Genomic DNA, 20134 nt, shown 5'->3' with positions numbered 1-20134 from the left:
TCGGGATCAATGTGAAGGCTGTGCAGCCGAGGCGGGGCCGTCAGAAAAATTGCAGTCGAGGGAATCCGGGAGTGGCTGATCCAGCATGTTGTTTGAATGCGCACGATTTTTTAATGCGTAGGATGTTTCCGTAAAGCTGTTCTCGATATTGATCTTCAACGTATTCGCTGATTACGTCCAGGCAGTCAGTGGCAATGATGCCCGGCGTACATTAATGGACTTACGTTGAGATTTTAAAATGAAAAACAATAAAAGTAATACGTGCCGCATGCTCGTGTCGGGACTGTTTCTGGCAATGTCCTGCCATGTGCTTGCACAGGGTGAAAGCGGTGTTGTCAGCATTGCGTCGGATGCGCTGCACGAAACATCGGTGTTGCGCGCAGAAAACCCAGGTGTGGTCGTGCTCTCCGACAAGATTCACCAAATTACTCAGACGCTGGAAAGTGTTTCGGCAGTCCATCAGTACAGCTTTACCGCGGTTCGTGGCCAGAATGTTTTGTTGGCAACGCCTGGCAGTCAATACGACAAACTCTGGAAAGTTGAATATCAGGTTGACAGTGGCGAGTGGAAGCCTAAACGCTTTGCAAGCGCTCAACTGATATCCGGCTTGAACCCCGGAGCTCAGGTCAATGTCCGCGTAATTACCGTTGAAGGGAGCAAGTTTGAAAGCGCGGAATACAGGATTGTGCTCGGGTCGTTTCCTCACATGAGTTACGACCTGCTCAACGAGAAAGGTATTTTACCGATTTCGGCAATTCAAAGTGACAAGAAAGGGTTTCTAGCCGCTCAAGGATTCAAGGAGGTAACGCTGGAGGCGAATTTTACGGACAGCAAGGCGTATCCCTTGGAGGGGGGGCAGTTGTTCTTTTCACTGACTACGGGTGCCGGAGAGGAGGTGAAAAAAACCTTTTTATCTGATGAAAATGGAAAAATATCAGAGCTGATAGAGTTCAAGCGTTGCGAAGGAGGCTGGCTCGCAGACAGCATCTATGAAAACGTCGATAAGAAAAGGCTTACGTGGAGTACGCGTTACGAGGAGGGGATTTATAGTGCCAGCAATATTTTGACGGGGCGGCTGGAGGACAAAGTTTATGAGTTCAAGCTAGGGCATTTGTGTAAGCGTTGGCTAACCAATTTGCATACAAGGCCGTAAATTTTAAGAAAGGGCAGCTCCGCTCGTCTACGGAGCGCCCTTTTTGACACCTACGCGTAGGTGTTTATCAGAGAATTCCCATTTTTCTCGTCATGCTCCTTCACTTGCTTCATCCATCCTTCAGTCATGTCAATCGGGTCTGAGAGTACCTTCCCGAGGTCGACAATATCCTGAAAGTTCAAAAGGTTCAGGTTGGTTTTTCCTGAAAAATTTTTGGAGTCATGGTCAAATATCGTCATTATAAGCTTCGCACCTTCTCTTACCGAACCCTTGAAGTCGCCGTCTGAATTAATGGCTCTGGTTAACCATTGTAAGTCGTCGTCGTTCAGTTTTTTTCCGGGGTCCAGTATTTTGATCTCCGCGTCGTCGCCAAGAGTAAAGCTGAAGTTTTTCTCTGCCAAGTCCGGTCGGATATGTGCGACTTGTTTTTTAAAAGCACCAAAAAATAGTTCTTGGTTGCCCAGCTCTCTAGCGGCCGACACTCTCATGGACAGTAAATAGCATTCCTTCGCATAATGCTGCATTGATACGGGTACACCGTCCTGCATGTAATCGTAAGATATTTTGTTCCAAGGCTCTTCCTCCCTTGTGTAGAACTCTTTCGCATAGGCGTCTTTCTTCTCCTGATGCGTTGACACATCGGACGAGGGCGGGTTGGTCGGCAGAGGCGCAAGAGTCTGCCGAGGTGTTTGAGCGGGTATGTAGTATGGAATTGCGCTGTTGATATTCATGTCTCGCTCCTTGCTGAATGGATGACGCTTCCCTGATAACGGCGATGTGGAGAAAACCTTTGCCTGATAACCCTGTAGGATATTTCCGGACGTGGGCAGCGATGTGATGCTTTTCTCGGTTTCAAGCGTGAACGTCCACCAACGATTCTTCCTCGACCTCGCGCTTTGGGGCATAGCGTTCGATCTGGTAGATGATGGTGTCCATGAAGTTGCCGATGGTGTTGCGGCTGAACACTTGTCCGTAATCAATGACCTTGCTGAATTTCTCCAGGTTGAGCGTGTGCTCGGTACCGAATTTTTCTGAGTAGTGATCCAGCAAGGTCATGATGCTTTTGGCGTTGGTGATCAACGCATCCTTGAGCGGCTTGCGTTTGTTAAGTTCTTCAGTGAGGTAGGTGTGCTCTGCGGGCGTTAATACACCATCCGGGTCAGTTATCTTTATGTTTTCGTCGAAGCTCAAGGTGAAGCCATAGTGCTTGCCTGCAAGCCCGGGGTTCAAGTAGGCGAGTTGCTGTTTGAAGTTGTGAAAGTCTTCGAACATGTTGCATATCGAAGATTGAAATGTTTTTACTTTATTTTCGATAAACTTATCTCTCATTGGTTTTATGTCTTCGGCCGAAAGGGATTTGTAAATTTCGTCAATTTCCCCTTTGTCGTTTTTGGGCAGCCAAGGGCTTTCTTCGAACCGGTAGAATTCTTCATTTGGATCGCGCTGAGGTTTGACAGACGTCGGCAGAGGTTTTGACAACTCCGCAAGTGCCGGGCTGGAGGTGGCTTTTTTGATAAAGTCAGGTTGGAACGCGAGGCTCATGGTTGCTGCACTGATTTTCATGTCAGGTATTCCTGCTGATGAGTTAACTCGCTAACGGCCTTGGGCTGAAAAACTTGTCCTGATAATGTTGTAGGATTTTTCTCAAGAATTTGAAGGGGTAATTTTATTGTAGGAGTTTTCTTGTTTTGGTTAGTGTGGGTTGACTGATGGGGCGGCTTTCTATTACGTCGGTTTTATCAGTGGCATTCAGCCCTGTCTAACTGTCTAAGAGAATAATGATGAAGATAATTTACAAGAAGCATGTCCGTCTCTGGCTTTTGCCTGTGCTTTTCAGTGCAGCGTTGAGCGCTGGTATAAACGCAAATCCTGCCCTGATGAGTCAGGATGAGGCATCCGTTGTCGAAAGCACCGAGGGGAACAAGCCGGATACTGAACAAGTGGTCCCTCAACCGAAGTTCACAGTGCTCCCGGACAAGCTCAATTCCGGTTTGGATTCGTTGACGAGTCAGTCTCCCGTCCATTATTACGGATTTGTTTCGCAGCGAGGTCAGGATGTGCTGCTCCACTCGCCAAACGGTGATCCTGCCAACAAAGCATGGCGCGTTGAGTATTACGAAAAGGGTGAATGGGTCGTTCAAAATACGGCAACCAAGGTTTTTACCAAACTGAGCCCAGGTGATAACGTCATCGTCCGAATCACTGCCAAGAACCCGGAAATACTGAACGAGCTTACCTATGCAGTTGTGCTGGGCTCCTATCCCGTATTGAAAGGCTATGATCTGTTTGATGAGCCTGGTGTCATAAGAATACCCAGTGGATACACGGAGCCCAACTGGCTGGCCACTCAGGTCTATAAGGAAGCGATGCTTGAAGTGAGGTTTACTGATACCAAAGGTGTCACCCTGGAAGGTGGAGTAGCACTTTTCGGCCTGACCTTCGGTGAGGGAGAAAAAAGTATGAAGGGCGTTTTCGTCAGTGGAGCTAACGGTATTGTATCGACACGCCTAGAACTTGGGCGGTGCTACGGTGGAGTGGAGGCAAAAGACTTTGTCGATAAACAGATGGGGTTCAATACATGGAGAAGTTATTATAAAGTCGCGGACTACTTTGTAACGAATTTCTATGTCAGTCCGTTGCCTAAAGCGTCCGACTTTTTAAGGCTTGGGCATATCTGTGATCAACAGGTGATGAGAACGGTTGCGCCCAATAATTGATTTGAGGGTAAGTCTGGCGGAGCGTATGTTCCGCCAGACTTTTCTCATGCGGTGATGGAAATGTACGAGTAGCTCAGTTTCTCAGCGTTGCTCTCAACTTGTCTTATCCATTCTTTTTCCATATTTTTAGTGCCGGCCTCAATGATCTTGCCGTAATCGATAATGCTATGAAAGTTACCGATGTTCAGGTTGTATCGACTGCCGAACGTCTTGTGATCATGATCCACCAGTGTCATAAGCGTTTTTGCATTTTTCTGTGCCATGCTTTTAAGTTCTTGGAAGTTGTTGATGGATTCGGTCAGTGCCACTTCGTCGGCTTCGGTGAGACTGTTGTCATAGTCAATTATTTTCAGGGATGCGTTTTCGTCAAGCGTGAAGCCAAAATTTTTGCTCGCGAGGTCTGGTTGGGTATCCACTAGCTGTCTTCTATAAGCGTCATACGTGATGCGCATGAGATCCTGTTCCATAGCGCTAAATACTTTAGTGTAAGCCACATACTCTTCACGATTCGTGATCAGCGGATCCACTGGTTCTGAAAGCCACGGTTCTTTCTCATATTCATAAAAAGGCTTTTCTTTCGCTGTTGTGGCGTCAGCCGTCATAGCCTCTTTTTTTGGCGCAGCGCCGCCAACTATTCCCGATTCCAATGCGCGTGGCATGGCCGTAGGCTGCAAGGTCTTCATGTGGGTTGTGACGGTATCAATATTCAAGGCATTGCCCTCCCGTTGAGTTCATACCGAATAACGGCCATTTCAAGAAAAACTTGGCCTGATAAAGCAGTAGGAACTTTCCGAGAGGGCGATTGAATGTGATGCGGTTCTCAGGTTGGCAAGAGACGGGGCGCTTTGTCGAAGCGTTTGTTCAATTCAAGCCCGTTGGCCATCAGCATCATCAACCCGAGGCCGACGATCGCGGTGGTGACTTGCATTGGCCACGTGTCGCCCGCCAGTGCGTTGGCCATGTCGGCCAAAGGGGCGAGCAGTACGCCCAGGCAGAACACTTCCAGTGAGTAGCGGCCCATGCGGCAGGTCTGGCGAGCAGGCCAGTTGTCGAGCCAGGTGCTGGTGGTGGGCAGCAAGCGGGCGACCACGTAGACCAGCGCCAGGAAGTGCAGCAGCCGCACAGGTGCCAGGTCGGTCTTGCTGATGGGATAGAGGCTTTCCAGTTGCAGGGTCGAGACCAGTGCGGTGTGCAGCCCCGGCCATTTTTCGCTGAAGGTCAGTACGCCAGCGATCAGCACGTAGACGGCGGCAAGCATGAACAGAGGTTGTTGAAGCAACGGGGTACGTTCTTTGGCGACTTGCGTCTCGGCCCGCAGCGCACAGGCACCGCCGAGGACGAACAGCAACTGCCAGGCCACCGGGTTGAAGTACCAGACGCCGCCGCCTTCATAGGCGCGCAGGTTCCAGCCAAACAGCGGCACCATCAGGTACAGGGCAATCGACAGGCCGACCGCCAGCTCCAGCTTGCGCAGCATGAGCGGCAGGATCAAAGGCAGCGTCAGCAACAGGACGATGTACAGCGGCAATGGGTCGGTCAGGTTGGGTTTGAAGCGCAGCAGCAGTTCATCGGCCAGCGCCTGTTGGGGATTGCCGACGAAATATTCGAGCCCCATCTGCTGCACCATATCGCGGGTCTCGACATGGTTGTTGGCGACGAAGACGATGCCCATCAGCAAGGTCAACAGAAAGATGTGCACCACATACAGCACCCACGTGCGCCGCAGGATACGTACGCCTGCGACCAGCATGCCTTCGTGTCGGGCAATGCGCCCGTACGCGAGAATCGCCGCATAACCGGCCAAAAACACGAAGATCTCCGCCGCATCGCTGAAACCGAAGTTGCGCACAGTCAGTTGGGCCAGCGGGTTGTCCGGCACGTGATCCCAGAAAATGAAGATCAGCGCCAGGCCCCGAAAGAAGTCGATTCGATGATCGCGTCCGTTAGTCATAACGGTGGACTCTTGAAAGTTGCTAATAAGATGGGCCACAGAGGGCTGAGGTTCCGCGCCGCCAGTCAGTGTCTTTCGGCGGCGCGGCAGGGTGGCGTTAAATCAGGATAATTGCAAAATCAGGCTATTACAGAATGTCTCCTCACCAGCCTGTTTACGCGACGTCGGCGGGCTCGAAGCTGTCGGCCCGTGCCATCTGCCACATGCGTGAATAAAAGCTGTCGTCCTTTACGCCGTTGAGCAACTGACCCGGTTGCAGGAACACGTGGGTTTGCGAGAACAGCTTGATTTCAGTGGCCGACATGCGCCTCACCAAGTGTTTGGCTTCCAGCTGTGAGGGATGATCCAGACCTGCTGCAGCAAGCATCTCGGCCAGCCCCTTGAGCGTGTTGCGATGGAAGTTGTACACCCGCTCGGCTTTGTCTGGCACGACCAGTGCGCGTTGGCGCAGGGCATCCTGAGTGGCGACCCCGGTGGGGCATTTGTTGGTGTGGCACGACTGTGACTGAATGCAACCGATGGCGAACATGAAGCCGCGCGCGGCGTTGGCCCAGTCGGCGCCAATGGCCAGCACGCTGGCGATATCGAACGCGCTGACGATCTTACCGCTGGCGCCCAATCGAATCTGGTCGCGCAGGTTCAGGCCGACCAGCGTGTTGTGTACGAACAGCAGCGCCTCGCGCATCGGCGTGCCCATGTGGTCGGTGAACTCGACCGGTGCGGCCCCGGTTCCGCCTTCCTTGCCATCGACCACGATGAAGTCCGGGTAGATGCCGGTGTCGAGCATGGCCTTGGCGATGCCCATGAATTCCCACGGATGGCCCAGGCAGAACTTGAAACCGACCGGCTTGCCACCCGACAGTTCGCGCAACTGCGCAATGAACTGCATCAGCTCGAACGGTGTGGAGAACGCGCTGTGCCGTGACGGCGAAATACAGTCTTCACCCATCGGGATGCCCCGAGTATCGGCGATTTCCTGAGTGACTTTGTGTTTGGGCAGGATGCCGCCATGACCGGGTTTGGCCCCTTGGCTCATCTTGATCTCGATCATGCGCACTTGCGGGTCTTGGGCCTGCACGGCAAACCGCTGCGGGTCGAAGCGGCCATCCGCCGTGCGACAACCGAAATAGCCGCTGCCCAGTTCCCAGGTCAGGTCGCCGCCGTGTTCCCGGTGATAAGGGCTGATGCTGCCTTCGCCGGTGTCGTGGGCGAAGTTGCCCAGCTTCGCGCCCTTGTTCAGCGCGCGAATGGCGTTGGCGCTCAGCGAGCCGAAGCTCATGGCCGAGATGTTGAATATAGAGGCGGAATACGGCTGCGTGCATTGCGGGCCGCCGATCGACACGCGAAAGCTATTGGGGTCGCTCAATGGTGCGGGTCGCATCGAGTGGCCGATGAATTCGAAACCGGTCTGGTAGACATCGATCAGTGTGCCGAATGGCTTGTCGGCCGATTCATTTTTGGCGCGCGAATACACCAGCGAGCGCTGGGCGCGGGAAAAGGGCAGAGCGTCGCTGTCGGATTCGAGCAGGTACTGACGAATCTCCGGGCGTATGGCTTCAACCGCGTAGCGGATGTTGCCCAAAATAGGGTAATTGCGGCGCACCGAGTGCGGTGTCTGCAGCAGGTCGATGATGCCGACAACGCTCAGCAACGCGGTCAGGAGCGTGAACGGCCATAGCCACTCGTGATGCCAGAACGGCAGACTGAACAGGGTGAAGAGTACGCATCCGACGAAGACTGCGTAACGGCTGAGTAGTGAGAGGCTCATACGACATCCTTGGGCTAATGGCGGTTTTCAGCGCTGGGCGCCCCGTCTTCGCCTGCGAATGAGTGCATGCAGGACCGCAGGGCTACCGTACTTTCAGCACCCTGGCCGGTTCGCATGAGCGATCCAGCGCAGGGCGCAACTGAAATGTAGCGGATTGCCGCCATGGATGTGAGCAGTAAGTGAGGCGCCAGCGATCGCTAATGGTGATGCTGCAGCGTTCGTTCAGCTTTCCAGCACCCAGGGTTTCTGGTGTCTCAAGCGCTCTGTGGCGGCGTACACCTCTTCACGACCCTCCAGGTTGATCCAGCGCAAATGCTGGATGAGGGCCAGTTCTTTAGGGTTGAGGGCCACGAAACCCGGTTCGTCTGCCTCGTGCATTGAGCTGTCGCGAGGCTGGGCGGGTGTGCTGGCTGTAATCACGTCCTGTAGCACGTTCTGCAGTAGCGATACATAACCCACCAGCATTGAGGGGTTGCACATCACGTGGGTTTTGTTGACGTAACCATCGAGCAGTCGCAGTGAATCGCGGGCTTCGATCAGGCGTTCATAAGCATGTGCAGGCAGGTCATAGCGGGGGGCGTCAGGCATGAAAATCCTACTGGCTTTTATTGTTGTCCCATCCGCGTTTCGGGGGCCTTCCGTGGGTACCGATCAGCAGTGGCGCGTCGAACCTTAGCTTCAAGTGCCAGCCCGATCAAGCCTCTCGATAGGGCTCATCGACAGGAATAATTATCATTTGCGGTATGCATTATGTTACTGTGTAACACTTAAATCACCTGCTTGACTGGAGGTCTCCATGAAACCCGATATCCATCCCGCTTACCGCACCGTGCTGTTTCATGACACGGCCGCTGACGCCTTTTTCCTGATCGGCTCCACAGTCGATACTGATCGTACGCAACAGCACACGGACGGTACTACCTACCCGTACGTTGCTCTGGACGTGTCCAGCGCCTCGCACCCGATGTACACCGGCCAACAGCGCAAGACCACCAGCGAAGGTCGAATCGCAGGCTTCAACAAGCGTTTTGCCACCTTTGGTTCCGGCGGCAAGAAAGAAACGTCGGTCGAATAATGTTCCATCTGTCATCCCGGTCCAGGGCATCCGTACAGGATGGCTCTGGACCGGGATTTTTTTGCCTGGAGTGAGGGTTGCGACCACTCGTCCTCTGGACTAATAGCAGGAATTGCTTTTATCTTCGCGGCCTGAAAAACAGGAGTACCCGCTTTGAAAAAGTCAGTGGCCATCATTTTCGGTGGGCAATCCAGCGAGCATGAAGTTTCGTTGCAGTCGGCGCGCAACGTGATCAATGCAATTGATCGTGAACGCTATGAGCTGACCCTGATCGGCATCGACAAACTGGGCGGCTGGCTGCGGTTCGATGAGAGCGACTACCTGCTCAACGCGGGCGACCCGGCAAAAATCAGCTTGAGCGCGTCCGGCGAGCGCCTGGCATTGCTGCCCGGCAGCACCGAGGGGCAGTTCGTCGAGGTCCGGTCCGGGGAGCAACTGCCGCGCATCGACGTGGTGTTCCCGTTGATTCATGGTGCCTTTGGCGAGGATGGTTCGCTGCAAGGTCTGCTGCGTCTGCTGGCGATTCCTTTCGTGGGTCCGGACGTGCTGGGCTCTGCTGCCTGTATGGACAAGGACGTGACCAAGCGTTTGCTGCGCGATGCAGGTATCGCGGTTGCGCCGTTCGTGGTGCTGAACCGTGGTCAAACCGTTCAGTTTTCGCAGGTTGCCGAACAGCTCGGCCTGCCGATGTTCGTCAAGCCTGCCAGTCAGGGTTCGTCGGTCGGTGTCAGCAAGGTGGTCGACGAAGCCGGTTTCGAGGCCGCTCTGGCACTCGGCTTTCAGTTCGATCACAAGCTGCTGATCGAGCAAGGCATCGTTGGCCGCGAGGTGGAATGTGCGGTGCTGGGCAATCGCGACCCGCAGGTCAGTGTGTGTGGCGAGGTGGTCGCCAATGACGAGTTCTACGCGTACGACACCAAATACCTCAACGGTGATCAGGCACGTATTGCCATTCCGGCAGAGCTTGCGATGGATCTGAGTGACGAGGTACGTAACGTCGCGCTGACAGCCTACAAGGTGCTGGGGTGCGCGGGGCTGTCACGGGTCGATTTCTTCGTCACCGAAGCACGCGACATCATCATCAACGAGGTCAACACCATTCCCGGTTTTACCTCCATCAGCATGTACCCCAAACTGTGGCAGGCCAGCGGTCTGTCCTACGCCGGGCTGATTGATCGTCTGATCGCACTGGCGCTGGAGCGCGCTGACGAGGCACGACTGCTCAAAACGGATATTTTTGCATGAAGCTCATCACCATTGCCGCAGCGCTGCTGGTCAACCCTGACGGCCAGACCCTGTTGGTGCGCAAGCGCGGCACCCAGGCCTTCATGCAGCCGGGCGGCAAGATCGAGCCTGGCGAAGCCGCTTCACTGGCGCTGGCCAGAGAGCTGGAGGAGGAGCTTGGGCTGGTCATCGATCCGCAACAGGCCGTTTTTCTCGGCGAGTTCAAGGCTCCGGCTGCCAATGAGCCGGGCTTTGAAGTGCACTGTCAGTTGTTCGAAGTCATGACCGATGCGCCGGTGGTACCGGCTGCCGAGATCGAGGAGGTGGTCTGGATTGGAACAGACCCTCATCCGGATCTGCATCTGGCCCCGCTGACCCGCGACCTGATTCTGCCGTTGTACCGGCAGCGCCAGATCGAGGCGGTCTGAGCGTACGCCGGGCGTCAGCGCACTGCGCTGACGCCATCCAGCGTCGAGAATGACGTGTCCTTGGCCGTCAGCAGGAAATCGCGCATGTAAGGCGCGTCCAGCATGTCGGCGCGGATGCCGGCATAGAGTGTTGCGAACAACCCTTTCTCTCCAAGACGCTTGGCTTTCACATAGCCCCGCGAGCTGTACTCGTGCAGCGCCCAATGGGGCATGCCGCACACCCCGCGTCCGCTGGCGACCAGCTGCATCATCATCACGGTCAGTTCCGAGGTCCGCACCTGCGCGGGCTCGATGTCGGCCGGCTCCAGAAAGCGCGTGAAGATATCCAGTCGATCACGCTCCACGGGGTAGGTGATCAGGGTTTCGTCCAGCAGGTCTTCCGGGACGATGTAAAGCTTGCTGGCCAGCGCGTGCTGGTTGGCAACGGCCAGCATCGCTTCATAGGTAAAGAGCGGTACGTAGGTGATACCGGGCAGTTCGAGCGGGTCCGAGGTCACTACCAGGTCCAGATCACCTCGGGCCAGCGCGGGCAGCGGGGCGAACGAGAAACCCGAAGACAGGTCCAGCTCGACTTCCGGCCACGCATCGCGGAACTGGTCGATGGTTGGCATCAGCCATTGAAAACAACTGTGGCATTCGATGGCCATGTGCAGACGGCCTGCGGTGCCGCCGGCCAGACGGGCGATATCCCGTTCTGCGCCGCGAAGCTGAGGCAGGATCGAATCGGCCAGTTGCAGCAGGCGCAGTCCGGCACTGGTGAAGCGCACGGGTTTGGTTTTGCGCACGAACAGCGGCATACCCATGCGCTCTTCCAGCTCCTTGAACTGGTGCGACAGCGCCGATTGTGTCAGGTGCAGACGTTCGGCGGCTTCCACCAGACTGTCGGCTTCACGCAGCGCGTGAAGGGTTTTGAGGTGGCGTATCTCAAGCACGGTCAGTGCTCCATGAATAGTATTTGTGATCAACACGAAAAAAATGAGTTTGTCTCATGTTGCTCCGGCTGTCGACAATAGCGCTATCTTTTATGGAGGACACCTCATGGCCCTGGCACACCACGCTGACTACCTGCACATAGGCGCTGATCATGAATTGCAGCAAGCTTTGCAGGCGTGCTGGCAGCGCGAAGAGTCTGCAGTGACCAGCCCCGCCGAATGGCTGGCCGAGCAGTGCCCGTCACTGATTCCACAACTGACTCAGAACCAGCGTTTTCAGCCGGACTGGGAGCGGCTGCTCAAGGATGCACAAGCGGCCAGCGAGCAAGGTCGCAAGCACTCGCTTATCGGCCCACTCACGTACCTCTGGTTTTCTCAGGCACGCCAGGACGTCGACAAGCTCGATCTGCTTGATCGCCTGTTGCCAGCCTATGGCGAAATCTTCGGTCGTCTGGCGGCCAGGGGTGTCGAGTGGGTGCAAATCGACGAGCCGATCCTGACCCTGGACCTTCCCCTGGAATGGCGCAACGCATTCGAACGCGCCTACCACATTCTTCAATACTCGCCGCTGAAAAAACTGGTAGCGACCTATCGTGGCGACCTCAAGGACAACCTCGGCGTGGCGGCTCTGCTGCCGGTCACCGGCCTGCACATCGACAGTGTCAGCGTGCCTGAGCAACTGGCCCCGGTGTTCGATCGTCTGCCGATCTACAAGGTCCTGTCCCTGGGGCGCGCCAGCGATCAGGTCGAGCTGGTTCAGGAAGCACGCGCCCGGTTTGGCGAAAACCTGCTGCTCGCCTGCGCCTGATCGCGTTCAGGTCGGTCCTGTAAACGACCGTTGAGCCCCCTTCATCAAATTGTCACGCAACTGTGGCAGCGCGCTTTGCAAAACATCATCAGACTTGTTGCCTACTGGGGATCTGTTTTTTGGTGTTTTTCATGCGGGTGTTAATTTTTCTGGCCGCGCTTCTGTGCAGCTTGCAGTCTTTTGCGGCCGATCGTTGCGACGTCGATGTTCCTGTACACATTGCCGAACTCAAGCAAGTGCGGATTGCCTACCAGAGTATCGGCAGTGAATCCGACCCTGCCTTGCTGTTGGTCATGGGCCTGGGCGGGCAACTGATTCACTGGCCTGACGAGGTGGTGGTCGCGCTTTGTCAGCAGGGTTATCGGGTGATTCGCTATGACAACCGTGACGTGGGCCTTTCCACGTGGGTGCAACAGCCTGCCGATGCCAACCTCACCTACGAAGTGCTGCGCTACAAGCTCGGCCTGCCGGTTTCCGCGCCTTATTCACTGACGGACATGGCCGATGACGCGTTGGGTCTGATGGATAGCCTGCAGATTCGGCAGTTTCACGTGCTGGGTGCCAGCATGGGCGGGATGATTGCCCAGCATCTGGCAGACCTTGCGCCGTCTCGCGTCGAGAGCATGACGCTGATCATGACCAGCTCCGGCGCTCAGGGCCTGCCGATGCCCAGTGCGGCGTTGATGCAATTGCTGGCCCGCCGTGGCGCACCGAACCGGGAAATCGCCATTGAGCAGCAGGCCGATTTGTTGGCGGCGTTGGGCAGCCCTCAGGTCAAGGATGATCGCGAACAACTGCTGCATCAGGCTGCGGTCTCCTACGACCGCGCCTTTAACCCTGAAGGCGTGAAGCGCCAGATCATGGCAATTCTGGCCGAGCCCAGCCGGGTCGAACTGCTCAATCGCCTGCGTCTGCCGGTGCTGGTGGTTCATGGCACCGCCGACCCGCTGTTGCCCGTGATGCATGGCGTGCACGTGGCCGCGCACATTCAGGGCAGTCAGTTGCGCTTGATTCCGGGGCTTGCACATCGGTTTCAAGAAGCGTTCAAGGCTCCGCTGCTCGGTGCGGTGTTGCCTTATCTGAAAGCGCAGCACGAAGACGGCCGTAATCTGGCGCAGCTGTAGAAACCCGCACGGTTGAACGGAATGCATAGAGGTGTATCGTGTGGCTTTTGCCGATTGAGCGAGGGCCAGCATGAGCACTGCACTGAAAATCGATTTCGTTTCCGACGTTTCCTGCCCCTGGTGCGTGATCGGCCTGCGGGCGCTGGACAAGGCGCTGGCAGAGCTGGGCGATGAAGTCCAGGCGCACATCCATTTTCAGCCTTTCGAGCTGAACCCGAACATGCCGGCCGAAGGGCAGGACATCAAAGAGCACATCGCCGAGAAATACGGCTCCACGCCCGAACAGATCGAAAGCATTCACGACACCATCCGCGAACGTGGGGCCGAACAGGGCTTTGTCTTTGCCAAAGGCGAGCGGCGTATCTACAACACTTTCGACGCTCATCGTCTGCTGCACTGGGCCGAGCTTGAAGGCAAGCAACACGCCTTGAAAGACGCGCTGTTCGAGGCGTACTTCAGCGACCTGAAAGACCCTTCAAACCACCAGGCTCTGGCAGATGCTGCGCAGAAAGCGGGACTGGATCGCGTGCGTGCTCAGGCCGTGCTCGACAGCAACGAGTACGCGAATGAAGTGCGTGAAGCTGAAAAGCTGTGGACGTCTCGTGGCGTGAGCTCAGTGCCGACCATCGTCTTCAACGACCAGTACGCCGTGTCGGGCGGGCAGCCGGTGGATGTGTTCGTCAGTGCGATCCGGCAGATTGTCAGCGAGGCGAAGTGAGCACAGGCCTCACGCCTTCTTGTCCACGAATAGGCAGGTACGTTCAGCCAGTGGGAGCGGACTCGTCCGCGAAGGAGGCGGTGTAATCAGTCGAAGGGTTGCGTCGGAAGTGCAGCCTTCGTGGACAAGTCCACTCCCACTGGATTAAACCGGTTTCATCCAGTGGGAGCGAGCTTGCTCGCGAATAGGCAGGTACATTCAGCCAGTGCCAGTGCCAGTGCCAGTGCCAGTGCCAGTGGGAGCGGACTTGTCCGCGAAGGGGGCGGTGTAATCAGTCGAAGGGTAGCGTCTGGAAGGCAGTCTTCGTGGACAAACGGAACGCCGCCCGGTCCACTCCTGCCAGGCTGAAGACCTATCTCACCCATGAACCCTCACCCATACGGTCACCAGAAGCGTCGCGGCGATTAGCCAGGCGACAGCAGCCAGCGCCAGCGAGGCTTCCAGACGTAGCCGGTCAACCAGCAGGTAGAGCGCTGCGAGGTAGACGAAGTAGGGGATGATCGACCACATGCCGAACAGGATGGTGGTTTTCAGATCATCCAGCGAGCGGCCTTTGCCGACGATGTAGTGGGCAATCAGTGCAAAGGTCGGGAACAGCGGCACAAGCCCCGCGATGTAGTAATTGCGCGTCTTGGCCAGCGCCGCGAGTATCACCACAACCGCTGCGCCCAGCAGGGCCTTGAATACCAGATCCAACACATTCTCCTGTTACCGTGACGCCACCGCGCCTGAATTGAAAGGCTTAGAGCCCGTATTTCTTGACCTTGTCGAATAGCGTGGTCTTGGCCATGCCCAGCTCCTGGCTGGCCTGGCTGAGGTTGCCGCCGCTGCGTTGCAAGGCTTCACTGAGCAGGTTGCGCTCGAACGCTTCCACCGCCTCGGCAAATCCCAGACTCTGGTTTTCGATCACCGTGCCGGTCTGTTTGAACGCAGGCAGGCCCAGCGAAAAACGCTCGGCCACATTGCGCAGTTCCCGCACATTGCCCGGCCAGTCATGGCTCATCAAGCTGGACATGGTCTGGCGATCCAGCGCTGGGGGCTCGCGGTCGAAGCGCAGCGACGACAGCTGCAGGAAGTGCTCGAAAAGCTGCAGGATGTCCTCGCGTCGTTCGCGCAGTGGCGGAAGTTCGAGGGTCACCACATTCAGGCGGTAGTACAGGTCGCTACGAAACTGATTGGTCTTGCCCAGCGCATTCAAATCGGACTTGGTGGCGGCAATGACCCGACAATCCACTGCCACGCTCTGATTGGAGCCCAGGCGTTCGAGCGTGCGTTCCTGTAGAACGCGCAACAGCTTGATCTGCAGATTGATCGGCATGCTTTCCACTTCATCGAGGAACAACGTGCCGTTGTCGGCGTGTTCGATCTTGCCGATTCGGCGTTTGCCTGCACCGGTGAAGGCGTTGGCTTCATGGCCGAATATTTCGGATTCGAATAGGCTCTCCGCGAGTCCGCCGCAGTTAAGGGCCACGAACTGGCTGTTCTTGCGGCGGCTGAAATCGTGCAGGCAGCGGGCGACCAGCTCCTTGCCGGTGCCGGTTTCGCCTTCGATCAACACATTGGCCGAGGTGTCGGCGACATTGGCGATCAGGGCGCGCAGGTTTTGCATGGCCGGTGAGCGACCGATGATCTTGCCTTCCAGCGAGTTACGCTCGGCCAGTTGCCTGCGCAACGACCAGACTTCCCGCGCCAGTCCGCGCTGCTCCAGCGCACGACGTGTGACGTCGACCAGACGCTCGGGTGAAAAAGGTTTCTCCATGAAGTCATAGGCGCCGTCGCGCATGGCGCTGACGGCCATCGAGATGTCGCCATGCCCGGTGATCAGCACCACAGGCAGCGTGCTGTCGCGCGCCTTGAGGCGGCTCAGCAGCTCCAGCCCGTCGATGCCCGGCAGACGAATATCGCTGATGACGATGCCGGCAAAGTTGTCGCCGATGCGCAGCAAAGCTTCTTCGGCGCTCGGGACACCTTCGCTGGCGATGTCTTCCAGCGCCAGTGCCTGTTGGCAGCCCAGCAGCACGTGGGGATCGTCTTCAACGATCAGCACGGTCAGGTCACTGTTGATGTTCATGAATGTTGTCTCATGTCGGCTCGCCCGGGCGAGGTTCGGTTGGAGCGCCTTCGATGAACGGCAGGCACAGAACAAAAGTGGTGCCGCCGTCGGCGGGGTGCTCTGCACTCAGGCTGCCTCCCGCCGCCGCGGCCAGGCTTGCCGACAGCGTCAGACCAAGTCCAAGGCCTTGTTCGCCCGGTTTGGTCGTGAAAAAGGGTTCGAACAGATGCTTGCGCGCCTGGCTGTCGATGCCATGACCGTTATCGCGCACCAGCAGGCGGTAGCGACCGTCGACGATGGCGCCTTCAAGCCAGAGTTCGGGTTGTGGCTGCGCGTGCATGGCATCAAGCGCGTTGCCGATCAGGTTGACCAGAATCTGTTCCAGTCGGGTTTGATCAATGGTCAGTGTGGCATCGGCAAACGCCTGATGCAGCGTCAGCGCGGATTGCTCCAGGCGCACCGCGAGCAACTGAAGTGCGGCGTCCGTGGCCTTGCTCAGTCTGGCCTGACCCTTGTCGTCGCCGCGTCGGGCGAAGGCGCGCAGACTGGCCGTGATACGACCCATGCGGTCCACCAGATCGTTGATGGTGCGCAGGTTGGCGCTTGCCGTCTCCAGCGCACCCCGTTCCAGAAAACGCACGGTATTGCCCGACAGCGTGCGAAGCGCGGCCAATGGCTGATTGAGTTCGTGGGCAATACTGGTGGACATCTGGCCAATAGCGGCAAGCTTGCCGGCCTGCACCAGTTCGTCCTGCGCTTTGCGCAGTGTGTCTTCGGCCTGTCTTCGTTCGCGGATCTGCGCCTTGAGCCGTTCGTTACTGGCGCGCAGGTGTTCGGTACGTTCGGCGATCTTGCGTTCCAGCTCATTGTTGGCCGCCTGCAGGGCTTCACGTGCGGCCAGTCGGGTGGCGATCACTTTACGGCGCTCGTTCCAGGCGATCAGCAGAAACGCCACCAATGCGCAGGCCACGGCCACCAGCATGCCTTGGCTCGCGGCTTCACGGCGCAGGTCTTCAAGGGGGGTGAGCAGGGTCAGGTGCCAGGGGCTGTCGCTCAGCGGGCGCGTCTGCGCCAGGTAGCTGACCTGGGTATGTTCGCGGTCAACGCTGATATTGGCCGGAAAGGTGAGTTTCTCGACGCCTTCGGACAGGGACTCACGTTCCAGCGGGACTAGCTCGTTGAGTGGCCACCAGTAATATTGCAGGCTGCGCGCCAGGCGTTCCTTGATGTCCGGCGTCAGTGGCCGCACCGATTTCAGGCGGCGTGCCGGGTCGCTGGACAGAATGATGATGCCGTTCTCGTCGCTGACGAAGGCTTCCAGTCGCGCCCGCTGCCAGCGCTCCTCAAGGGCCTCCAGTCGAACCTTGATCACAGCAACGCCGATGATCCGGCCTTTCTCTTCAAGACCATGCGCCAGGTAATAGCCCGACTCGCCGGTGGTGGTGCCAATCCCGTAAAAACGCCCGGGCAGACCGCGCACGGCATCCTGAAAATAAGCACGGAAGGAGAGGTCTTCGCCTTGATAGCTGTCACTGTCCCGCCAGTTGCTGGTCGCCAGAACGCGGCCGGTCGTATCCAGCACATAGATGGCACGGCTGCGGCTGCGACGGTTCAGGCCCTCAAGGTAGCGGTTGACCTGCTGCTGGAGTTCGGGGCCTGGATCGTTGAGCAACTGCGAAACGCTGGATTCCAGTTCCAGCACGCTGGGCAGGTAGGTGTATTTGCTGATCTCGCTTTCGACCGTGCGCGCGTGCAGCTCCAGCTGGCGCTCGCCGCTTTCGCTCAGGTTCTTGATGCCCTTGTTCTCGCTGACCAGATAGGTCACGTAGCCGAGCCCGATCATCAGGAGGAAGATCAGCGGAGGCAGGAACAGTTGGCGAATCAGACGGGGTTTCACGGCGAGTGATGGCGGGGCTGCGCGATAGAGAGTGGGGTCGCATTTCATCACAGTCGTCCTGAACCGAACAGCTACCCGTGCAGCACGGGTAGCTGGCGATGTATTGCTTAGTGCTGGAGGATCTTGGCGAGAAATTGCTGAGCGCGCTCGGAGCGGGCGGTCACGTCACCGAAGAACTCTTCCTTGGCGCAGTCTTCAACGATCTGTCCCTTGTCCATGAAGATCACGCGATTGGCAACCTTGCGAGCGAAGCCCATTTCGTGGGTCACGCACATCATGGTCATGCCTTCGTGGGCCAGTTGCACCATCACGTCGAGCACTTCGTTGACCATTTCCGGGTCCAGCGCCGAGGTCGGCTCGTCGAACAACATGACCACAGGGTCCATCGCCAGTGCGCGAGCAATCGCCACGCGCTGCTGCTGACCACCGGAAAGCTGGCCGGGGTGCTTGTGGGCGTGTTCGGACAGACCCACGCGATCCAGCAGTTTCAGGCCTTTCTCGGTGGCTTCGGCCTTGCTGCGGCCGAGTACCTTGATCTGCGCGATGGTCAGGTTTTCGACGATGGTCAGGTGCGGGAACAGCTCGAAATGCTGGAACACCATGCCCACGCGTGAGCGCAGTTTCGGCAGGTTGGTCTTGGAGTCGGAAATCGAGGTGCCATCGACCACGATGTCGCCTTTCTGGAACGGCTCAAGGGCGTTCACGCATTTGATCAGGGTCGATTTGCCGGAACCGGATGGACCGCACACCACGACCACTTCGCCCTTGCTGACCTCGGTGCTGCAGTCGGTCAGTACCTGGAAGTCCCCATACCACTTGTTGACGTTCTTGATGGAAATCATACGGCGAACCTTTTTTGCAAACGCTTCACCAGCAATGAGGCTGCGAAGCTGATCGTGAAATACACCAGACCGGCAATGACCAGGAACTCGTTGGCGCGACCAATGATGTCGCCGCTGGCGCGCGAGGCATTGAGGAAGTCAACCAGGCCGACGGTGTAAACCAGAGAGGTGTCCTGAAACAGAATGATGCTCTGTTGCAGCAGCAGGGGCGTCATCTTGCGAAAGGCCTGAGGCAGGATGATCAAACGCATCATCTGCCCGTAGTTCATGCCCAGCGCCTGGGCAGCGCCCATCTGCCCTTTTGAAATCGACTGCACGCCGGCACGTACGATCTCGCAGAAGTAGGCCGCCTCGAACATCATGAAGGCCACGACGCAGGACGCGAACGCACCGATCGGGGTGTCTTCTCCTGTTATCCAGCGCAGCACGAACGGCACCGCCAGGTAGAACCAGGTGATCACCAGCAGCAGCGGGATGGAGCGGAAGTAGTTGACGTAAGCGCCGGCCACATTGGCCAGCAGCTTGTTCGAGGACAGTCGCATCAACGCCAGAAGGGTGCCGAGCACCAGACCGCCGACGACACCCATCGCCGTCAGTTTCAGGGTCATGACCATGCCGTTCCACAGGCCCGGAAGGGCCGGAACGATTCCAGTGAAGTCCATCATTTACCTCCCACGGAAATCAGGCCGGGCACGGCGACTTTCTTCTCGATCACGCGCATCAGCAACATCAGGCTCATGTTCAGCGTGAAGTAGATGAGGGTGGCCAGGGTGAAGGCTTCGAACAGGTTCGCGGAAAACTCGGCGGTCTGCTTGGTCTGCGCGAGCAACTCCATCAGGCCAATCAGCGAGGCGACCGAGGAGTTCTTGAACACGTTCAGGAATTCGGAGGTAAGCGGTGGAATGATGATGCGATAGGCTTGCGGCAGCAGCACGTTCCAGTAAATCTGCGGCAGCTTGAAGCCCATGGCGCGTGCGGCCGATTCCTGGCCTTTTGGCAGTGCCTGGATGCCGGTACGCACTTGCTCGCAGACGCGTGCAGCGGTGAACAGCCCGAGGCAGACCACGACGCTCAGAAACGCCGAGGTTGTCGGGTTGAGATCCTGCTTGTACCACTCCTGCAGATTTTCAGGCAGCAGGTCCGGCACCAGGAAGTACCAGATGAACAACTGCACCAGCAGTGGCACATTACGAAAGATTTCCACATAAATCGTGGCAATGCCCGATACCAGACGGTTTGGTACGGTGCGCATGACACCCAGCACCGAGCCCAGTATCAAAGCGATGATCCAGGCGACGACTGCAATGGCGATGGTCCAGCCCAGACCGGATATGAACCAGTCCAGATAGGTTTCGCTGCCGACGCCGGTGGACTTGAAGAACACGCCCCAGTCCCAGTTGTAATTCATCAGGGTCTCCCCCTCTTGTTCTATTGCTGTCGAGAT

Annotated in this window: 21 protein-coding genes; 8 read left to right on the top strand and 13 right to left on the bottom strand. The window is 57.1% G+C overall.

Translation table 11 applies throughout. From position 1 onward, the window contains the following. Positions 1–238: 238 nt before the first annotated feature. The gene (locus tag H8S56_RS08320; RefSeq protein WP_187518364.1) at positions 239–1153 is read left to right on the top strand and encodes a hypothetical protein; all 915 of its coding nucleotides are present in this window, start codon (positions 239–241) and stop codon (positions 1151–1153) included. Between the two features lie 50 nt (positions 1154–1203). Here the strand turns inward: H8S56_RS08320 and H8S56_RS08315 are convergent, their stop codons facing one another. Together H8S56_RS08315 and H8S56_RS08310 are read right to left on the bottom strand one after the other, a co-directional pair. Next, positions 1204–1884: a hypothetical protein gene (locus H8S56_RS08315; protein ID WP_187518363.1), complete on the bottom strand. Its 681-nt coding sequence runs from the start codon at positions 1882–1884 to the stop codon at positions 1204–1206. Positions 1885–2005: 121 nt separating this feature from the next. After that, entirely contained in the window at positions 2006–2716 is a 711-nt protein-coding gene (locus H8S56_RS08310; protein ID WP_235986762.1) for a hypothetical protein, read from the bottom strand. 218 nt (positions 2717–2934) lie between these two features. Here H8S56_RS08310 and H8S56_RS08305 point away from each other — a divergent pair, with 218 nt between their 5' ends. Beyond that, positions 2935–3870: a hypothetical protein gene (locus tag H8S56_RS08305; RefSeq protein ID WP_240033509.1), complete on the top strand. Its 936-nt coding sequence runs from the start codon at positions 2935–2937 to the stop codon at positions 3868–3870. A 44-nt stretch (positions 3871–3914) separates the two neighbouring features. On the opposite strand, the gene H8S56_RS08300 is transcribed toward H8S56_RS08305, so the two are convergent. The 4 genes from H8S56_RS08300 to H8S56_RS08285 form a co-directional block, all read right to left on the bottom strand. Then, complete coding sequence (locus H8S56_RS08300) at positions 3915–4580, bottom strand: hypothetical protein (RefSeq protein ID WP_235986760.1); 666 nt, start codon at positions 4578–4580, stop codon at positions 3915–3917. Between the two features lie 110 nt (positions 4581–4690). Further along, positions 4691–5821: an OpgC domain-containing protein gene (locus H8S56_RS08295; protein ID WP_187518362.1), complete on the bottom strand. Its 1131-nt coding sequence runs from the start codon at positions 5819–5821 to the stop codon at positions 4691–4693. 154 nt (positions 5822–5975) lie between these two features. Then, positions 5976–7589 (bottom strand): FMN-binding glutamate synthase family protein, encoded by a 1614-nt coding sequence (locus H8S56_RS08290; RefSeq protein WP_187518361.1) that lies wholly within the window; start codon positions 7587–7589, stop codon positions 5976–5978. A 222-nt stretch (positions 7590–7811) separates the two neighbouring features. Beyond that, positions 7812–8177, bottom strand: a complete 366-nt coding sequence (locus H8S56_RS08285; RefSeq protein ID WP_187518360.1) for a hypothetical protein — start codon at positions 8175–8177, stop codon at positions 7812–7814. A gap of 208 nt (positions 8178–8385) precedes the next feature. Here H8S56_RS08285 and H8S56_RS08280 point away from each other — a divergent pair, with 208 nt between their 5' ends. From H8S56_RS08280 to H8S56_RS08270, 3 genes are all read left to right on the top strand, one after another. Further along, positions 8386–8664: a type B 50S ribosomal protein L31 gene (locus H8S56_RS08280; protein ID WP_187518359.1), complete on the top strand. Its 279-nt coding sequence runs from the start codon at positions 8386–8388 to the stop codon at positions 8662–8664. A gap of 153 nt (positions 8665–8817) precedes the next feature. Further along, positions 8818–9909 carry a D-alanine--D-alanine ligase gene (gene ddlA / locus H8S56_RS08275; RefSeq protein WP_187518358.1) on the top strand — a complete coding sequence of 364 codons (1092 nt, stop codon included), beginning with the start codon at positions 8818–8820 and terminating at the stop codon, positions 9907–9909. Then, positions 9906–10316, top strand: a complete 411-nt coding sequence (locus tag H8S56_RS08270) for an NUDIX hydrolase (RefSeq protein ID WP_187518357.1) — start codon at positions 9906–9908, stop codon at positions 10314–10316. The genes ddlA and H8S56_RS08270 overlap by 4 nt, the downstream gene beginning before the upstream one ends. Before the next feature lie 14 nt (positions 10317–10330). Here the strand turns inward: H8S56_RS08270 and metR are convergent, their stop codons facing one another. Then, positions 10331–11248: a transcriptional regulator MetR gene (gene metR, locus H8S56_RS08265; protein WP_187518356.1), complete on the bottom strand. Its 918-nt coding sequence runs from the start codon at positions 11246–11248 to the stop codon at positions 10331–10333. A 106-nt stretch (positions 11249–11354) separates the two neighbouring features. Between metR and H8S56_RS08260 the strand changes: the two genes are divergently transcribed. The 3 genes from H8S56_RS08260 (at position 11355) to H8S56_RS08250 (ending at position 13898) form a co-directional block, all read left to right on the top strand. Continuing rightward, the gene (locus H8S56_RS08260) at positions 11355–12056 is read left to right on the top strand and encodes a uroporphyrinogen decarboxylase/cobalamine-independent methonine synthase family protein (protein WP_187518355.1); all 702 of its coding nucleotides are present in this window, start codon (positions 11355–11357) and stop codon (positions 12054–12056) included. 131 nt (positions 12057–12187) lie between these two features. Beyond that, the gene (locus H8S56_RS08255) at positions 12188–13180 is read left to right on the top strand and encodes an alpha/beta fold hydrolase (RefSeq protein WP_080266134.1); all 993 of its coding nucleotides are present in this window, start codon (positions 12188–12190) and stop codon (positions 13178–13180) included. 70 nt (positions 13181–13250) lie between these two features. Further along, positions 13251–13898, top strand: coding sequence for a DsbA family oxidoreductase (locus H8S56_RS08250; protein WP_187518354.1), 648 nt, complete (start codon positions 13251–13253; stop codon positions 13896–13898). Positions 13899–14255: 357 nt separating this feature from the next. On the opposite strand, the gene H8S56_RS08245 is transcribed toward H8S56_RS08250, so the two are convergent. The 6 genes from H8S56_RS08245 to H8S56_RS08220 are packed head-to-tail and all read right to left on the bottom strand — an operon-like array spanning position 14256 to position 20098. Continuing rightward, positions 14256–14594, bottom strand: coding sequence for a GlpM family protein (locus H8S56_RS08245; RefSeq protein WP_024686846.1), 339 nt, complete (start codon positions 14592–14594; stop codon positions 14256–14258). Between the two features lie 46 nt (positions 14595–14640). Beyond that, positions 14641–15969, bottom strand: a complete 1329-nt coding sequence (gene aauR, locus H8S56_RS08240) for a two-component response regulator AauR (RefSeq protein WP_024686847.1) — start codon at positions 15967–15969, stop codon at positions 14641–14643. Positions 15970–15979: 10 nt separating this feature from the next. Next, on the bottom strand, positions 15980–17896 hold the full coding sequence (gene aauS / locus H8S56_RS08235; protein WP_024686848.1) for a two-component sensor histidine kinase AauS: 1917 nt from the start codon (positions 17894–17896) through the stop codon (positions 15980–15982). A 59-nt stretch (positions 17897–17955) separates the two neighbouring features. Next, entirely contained in the window at positions 17956–18690 is a 735-nt protein-coding gene (locus H8S56_RS08230; RefSeq protein ID WP_024686849.1) for an amino acid ABC transporter ATP-binding protein, read from the bottom strand. Then, on the bottom strand, positions 18687–19355 hold the full coding sequence (locus tag H8S56_RS08225; protein ID WP_187518353.1) for an amino acid ABC transporter permease: 669 nt from the start codon (positions 19353–19355) through the stop codon (positions 18687–18689). Before H8S56_RS08225 ends, H8S56_RS08230 begins: the two co-directional genes overlap by 4 nt. Beyond that, positions 19352–20098, bottom strand: a complete 747-nt coding sequence (locus tag H8S56_RS08220) for an amino acid ABC transporter permease (RefSeq protein ID WP_024686851.1) — start codon at positions 20096–20098, stop codon at positions 19352–19354. Before H8S56_RS08220 ends, H8S56_RS08225 begins: the two co-directional genes overlap by 4 nt. Between the last annotated feature and the right edge of the window lie 36 nt (positions 20099–20134).

Source organism: Pseudomonas triticifolii, assembly GCF_014358015.1.
Lineage (GTDB): Bacteria > Pseudomonadota > Gammaproteobacteria > Pseudomonadales > Pseudomonadaceae > Aquipseudomonas > Aquipseudomonas triticifolii.
This window is presented reverse-complemented; position numbering and strand designations above follow the sequence as displayed.

Excerpts from the sequence above, each read along its gene's own strand:
- H8S56_RS08320 (WP_187518364.1), top strand. The coding sequence starts at position 239 with ATGAAAAACAATAAAAGTAATACGTGCCGCATGCTCGTGTCGGGACTG.
- H8S56_RS08315 (WP_187518363.1), bottom strand. The coding sequence starts at position 1,884 with ATGAATATCAACAGCGCAATTCCATACTACATACCCGCTCAAACACCT.
- H8S56_RS08310 (WP_235986762.1), bottom strand. The coding sequence starts at position 2,716 with ATGAAAATCAGTGCAGCAACCATGAGCCTCGCGTTCCAACCTGACTTT.
- H8S56_RS08305 (WP_240033509.1), top strand. The coding sequence starts at position 2,935 with ATGAAGATAATTTACAAGAAGCATGTCCGTCTCTGGCTTTTGCCTGTG.
- H8S56_RS08295 (WP_187518362.1), bottom strand. The coding sequence starts at position 5,821 with ATGACTAACGGACGCGATCATCGAATCGACTTCTTTCGGGGCCTGGCG.
- H8S56_RS08290 (WP_187518361.1), bottom strand. The coding sequence starts at position 7,589 with ATGAGCCTCTCACTACTCAGCCGTTACGCAGTCTTCGTCGGATGCGTA.
- H8S56_RS08285 (WP_187518360.1), bottom strand. The coding sequence starts at position 8,177 with ATGCCTGACGCCCCCCGCTATGACCTGCCTGCACATGCTTATGAACGC.
- H8S56_RS08280 (WP_187518359.1), top strand. The coding sequence starts at position 8,386 with ATGAAACCCGATATCCATCCCGCTTACCGCACCGTGCTGTTTCATGAC.
- H8S56_RS08270 (WP_187518357.1), top strand. The coding sequence starts at position 9,906 with ATGAAGCTCATCACCATTGCCGCAGCGCTGCTGGTCAACCCTGACGGC.
- H8S56_RS08260 (WP_187518355.1), top strand. The coding sequence starts at position 11,355 with ATGGCCCTGGCACACCACGCTGACTACCTGCACATAGGCGCTGATCAT.
- H8S56_RS08255 (WP_080266134.1), top strand. The coding sequence starts at position 12,188 with ATGCGGGTGTTAATTTTTCTGGCCGCGCTTCTGTGCAGCTTGCAGTCT.
- H8S56_RS08250 (WP_187518354.1), top strand. The coding sequence starts at position 13,251 with ATGAGCACTGCACTGAAAATCGATTTCGTTTCCGACGTTTCCTGCCCC.
- aauR (WP_024686847.1), bottom strand. The coding sequence starts at position 15,969 with ATGAACATCAACAGTGACCTGACCGTGCTGATCGTTGAAGACGATCCC.
- aauS (WP_024686848.1), bottom strand. The coding sequence starts at position 17,896 with ATGAAATGCGACCCCACTCTCTATCGCGCAGCCCCGCCATCACTCGCC.
- H8S56_RS08230 (WP_024686849.1), bottom strand. The coding sequence starts at position 18,690 with ATGATTTCCATCAAGAACGTCAACAAGTGGTATGGGGACTTCCAGGTA.
- H8S56_RS08225 (WP_187518353.1), bottom strand. The coding sequence starts at position 19,355 with ATGATGGACTTCACTGGAATCGTTCCGGCCCTTCCGGGCCTGTGGAAC.
- H8S56_RS08220 (WP_024686851.1), bottom strand. The coding sequence starts at position 20,098 with ATGAATTACAACTGGGACTGGGGCGTGTTCTTCAAGTCCACCGGCGTC.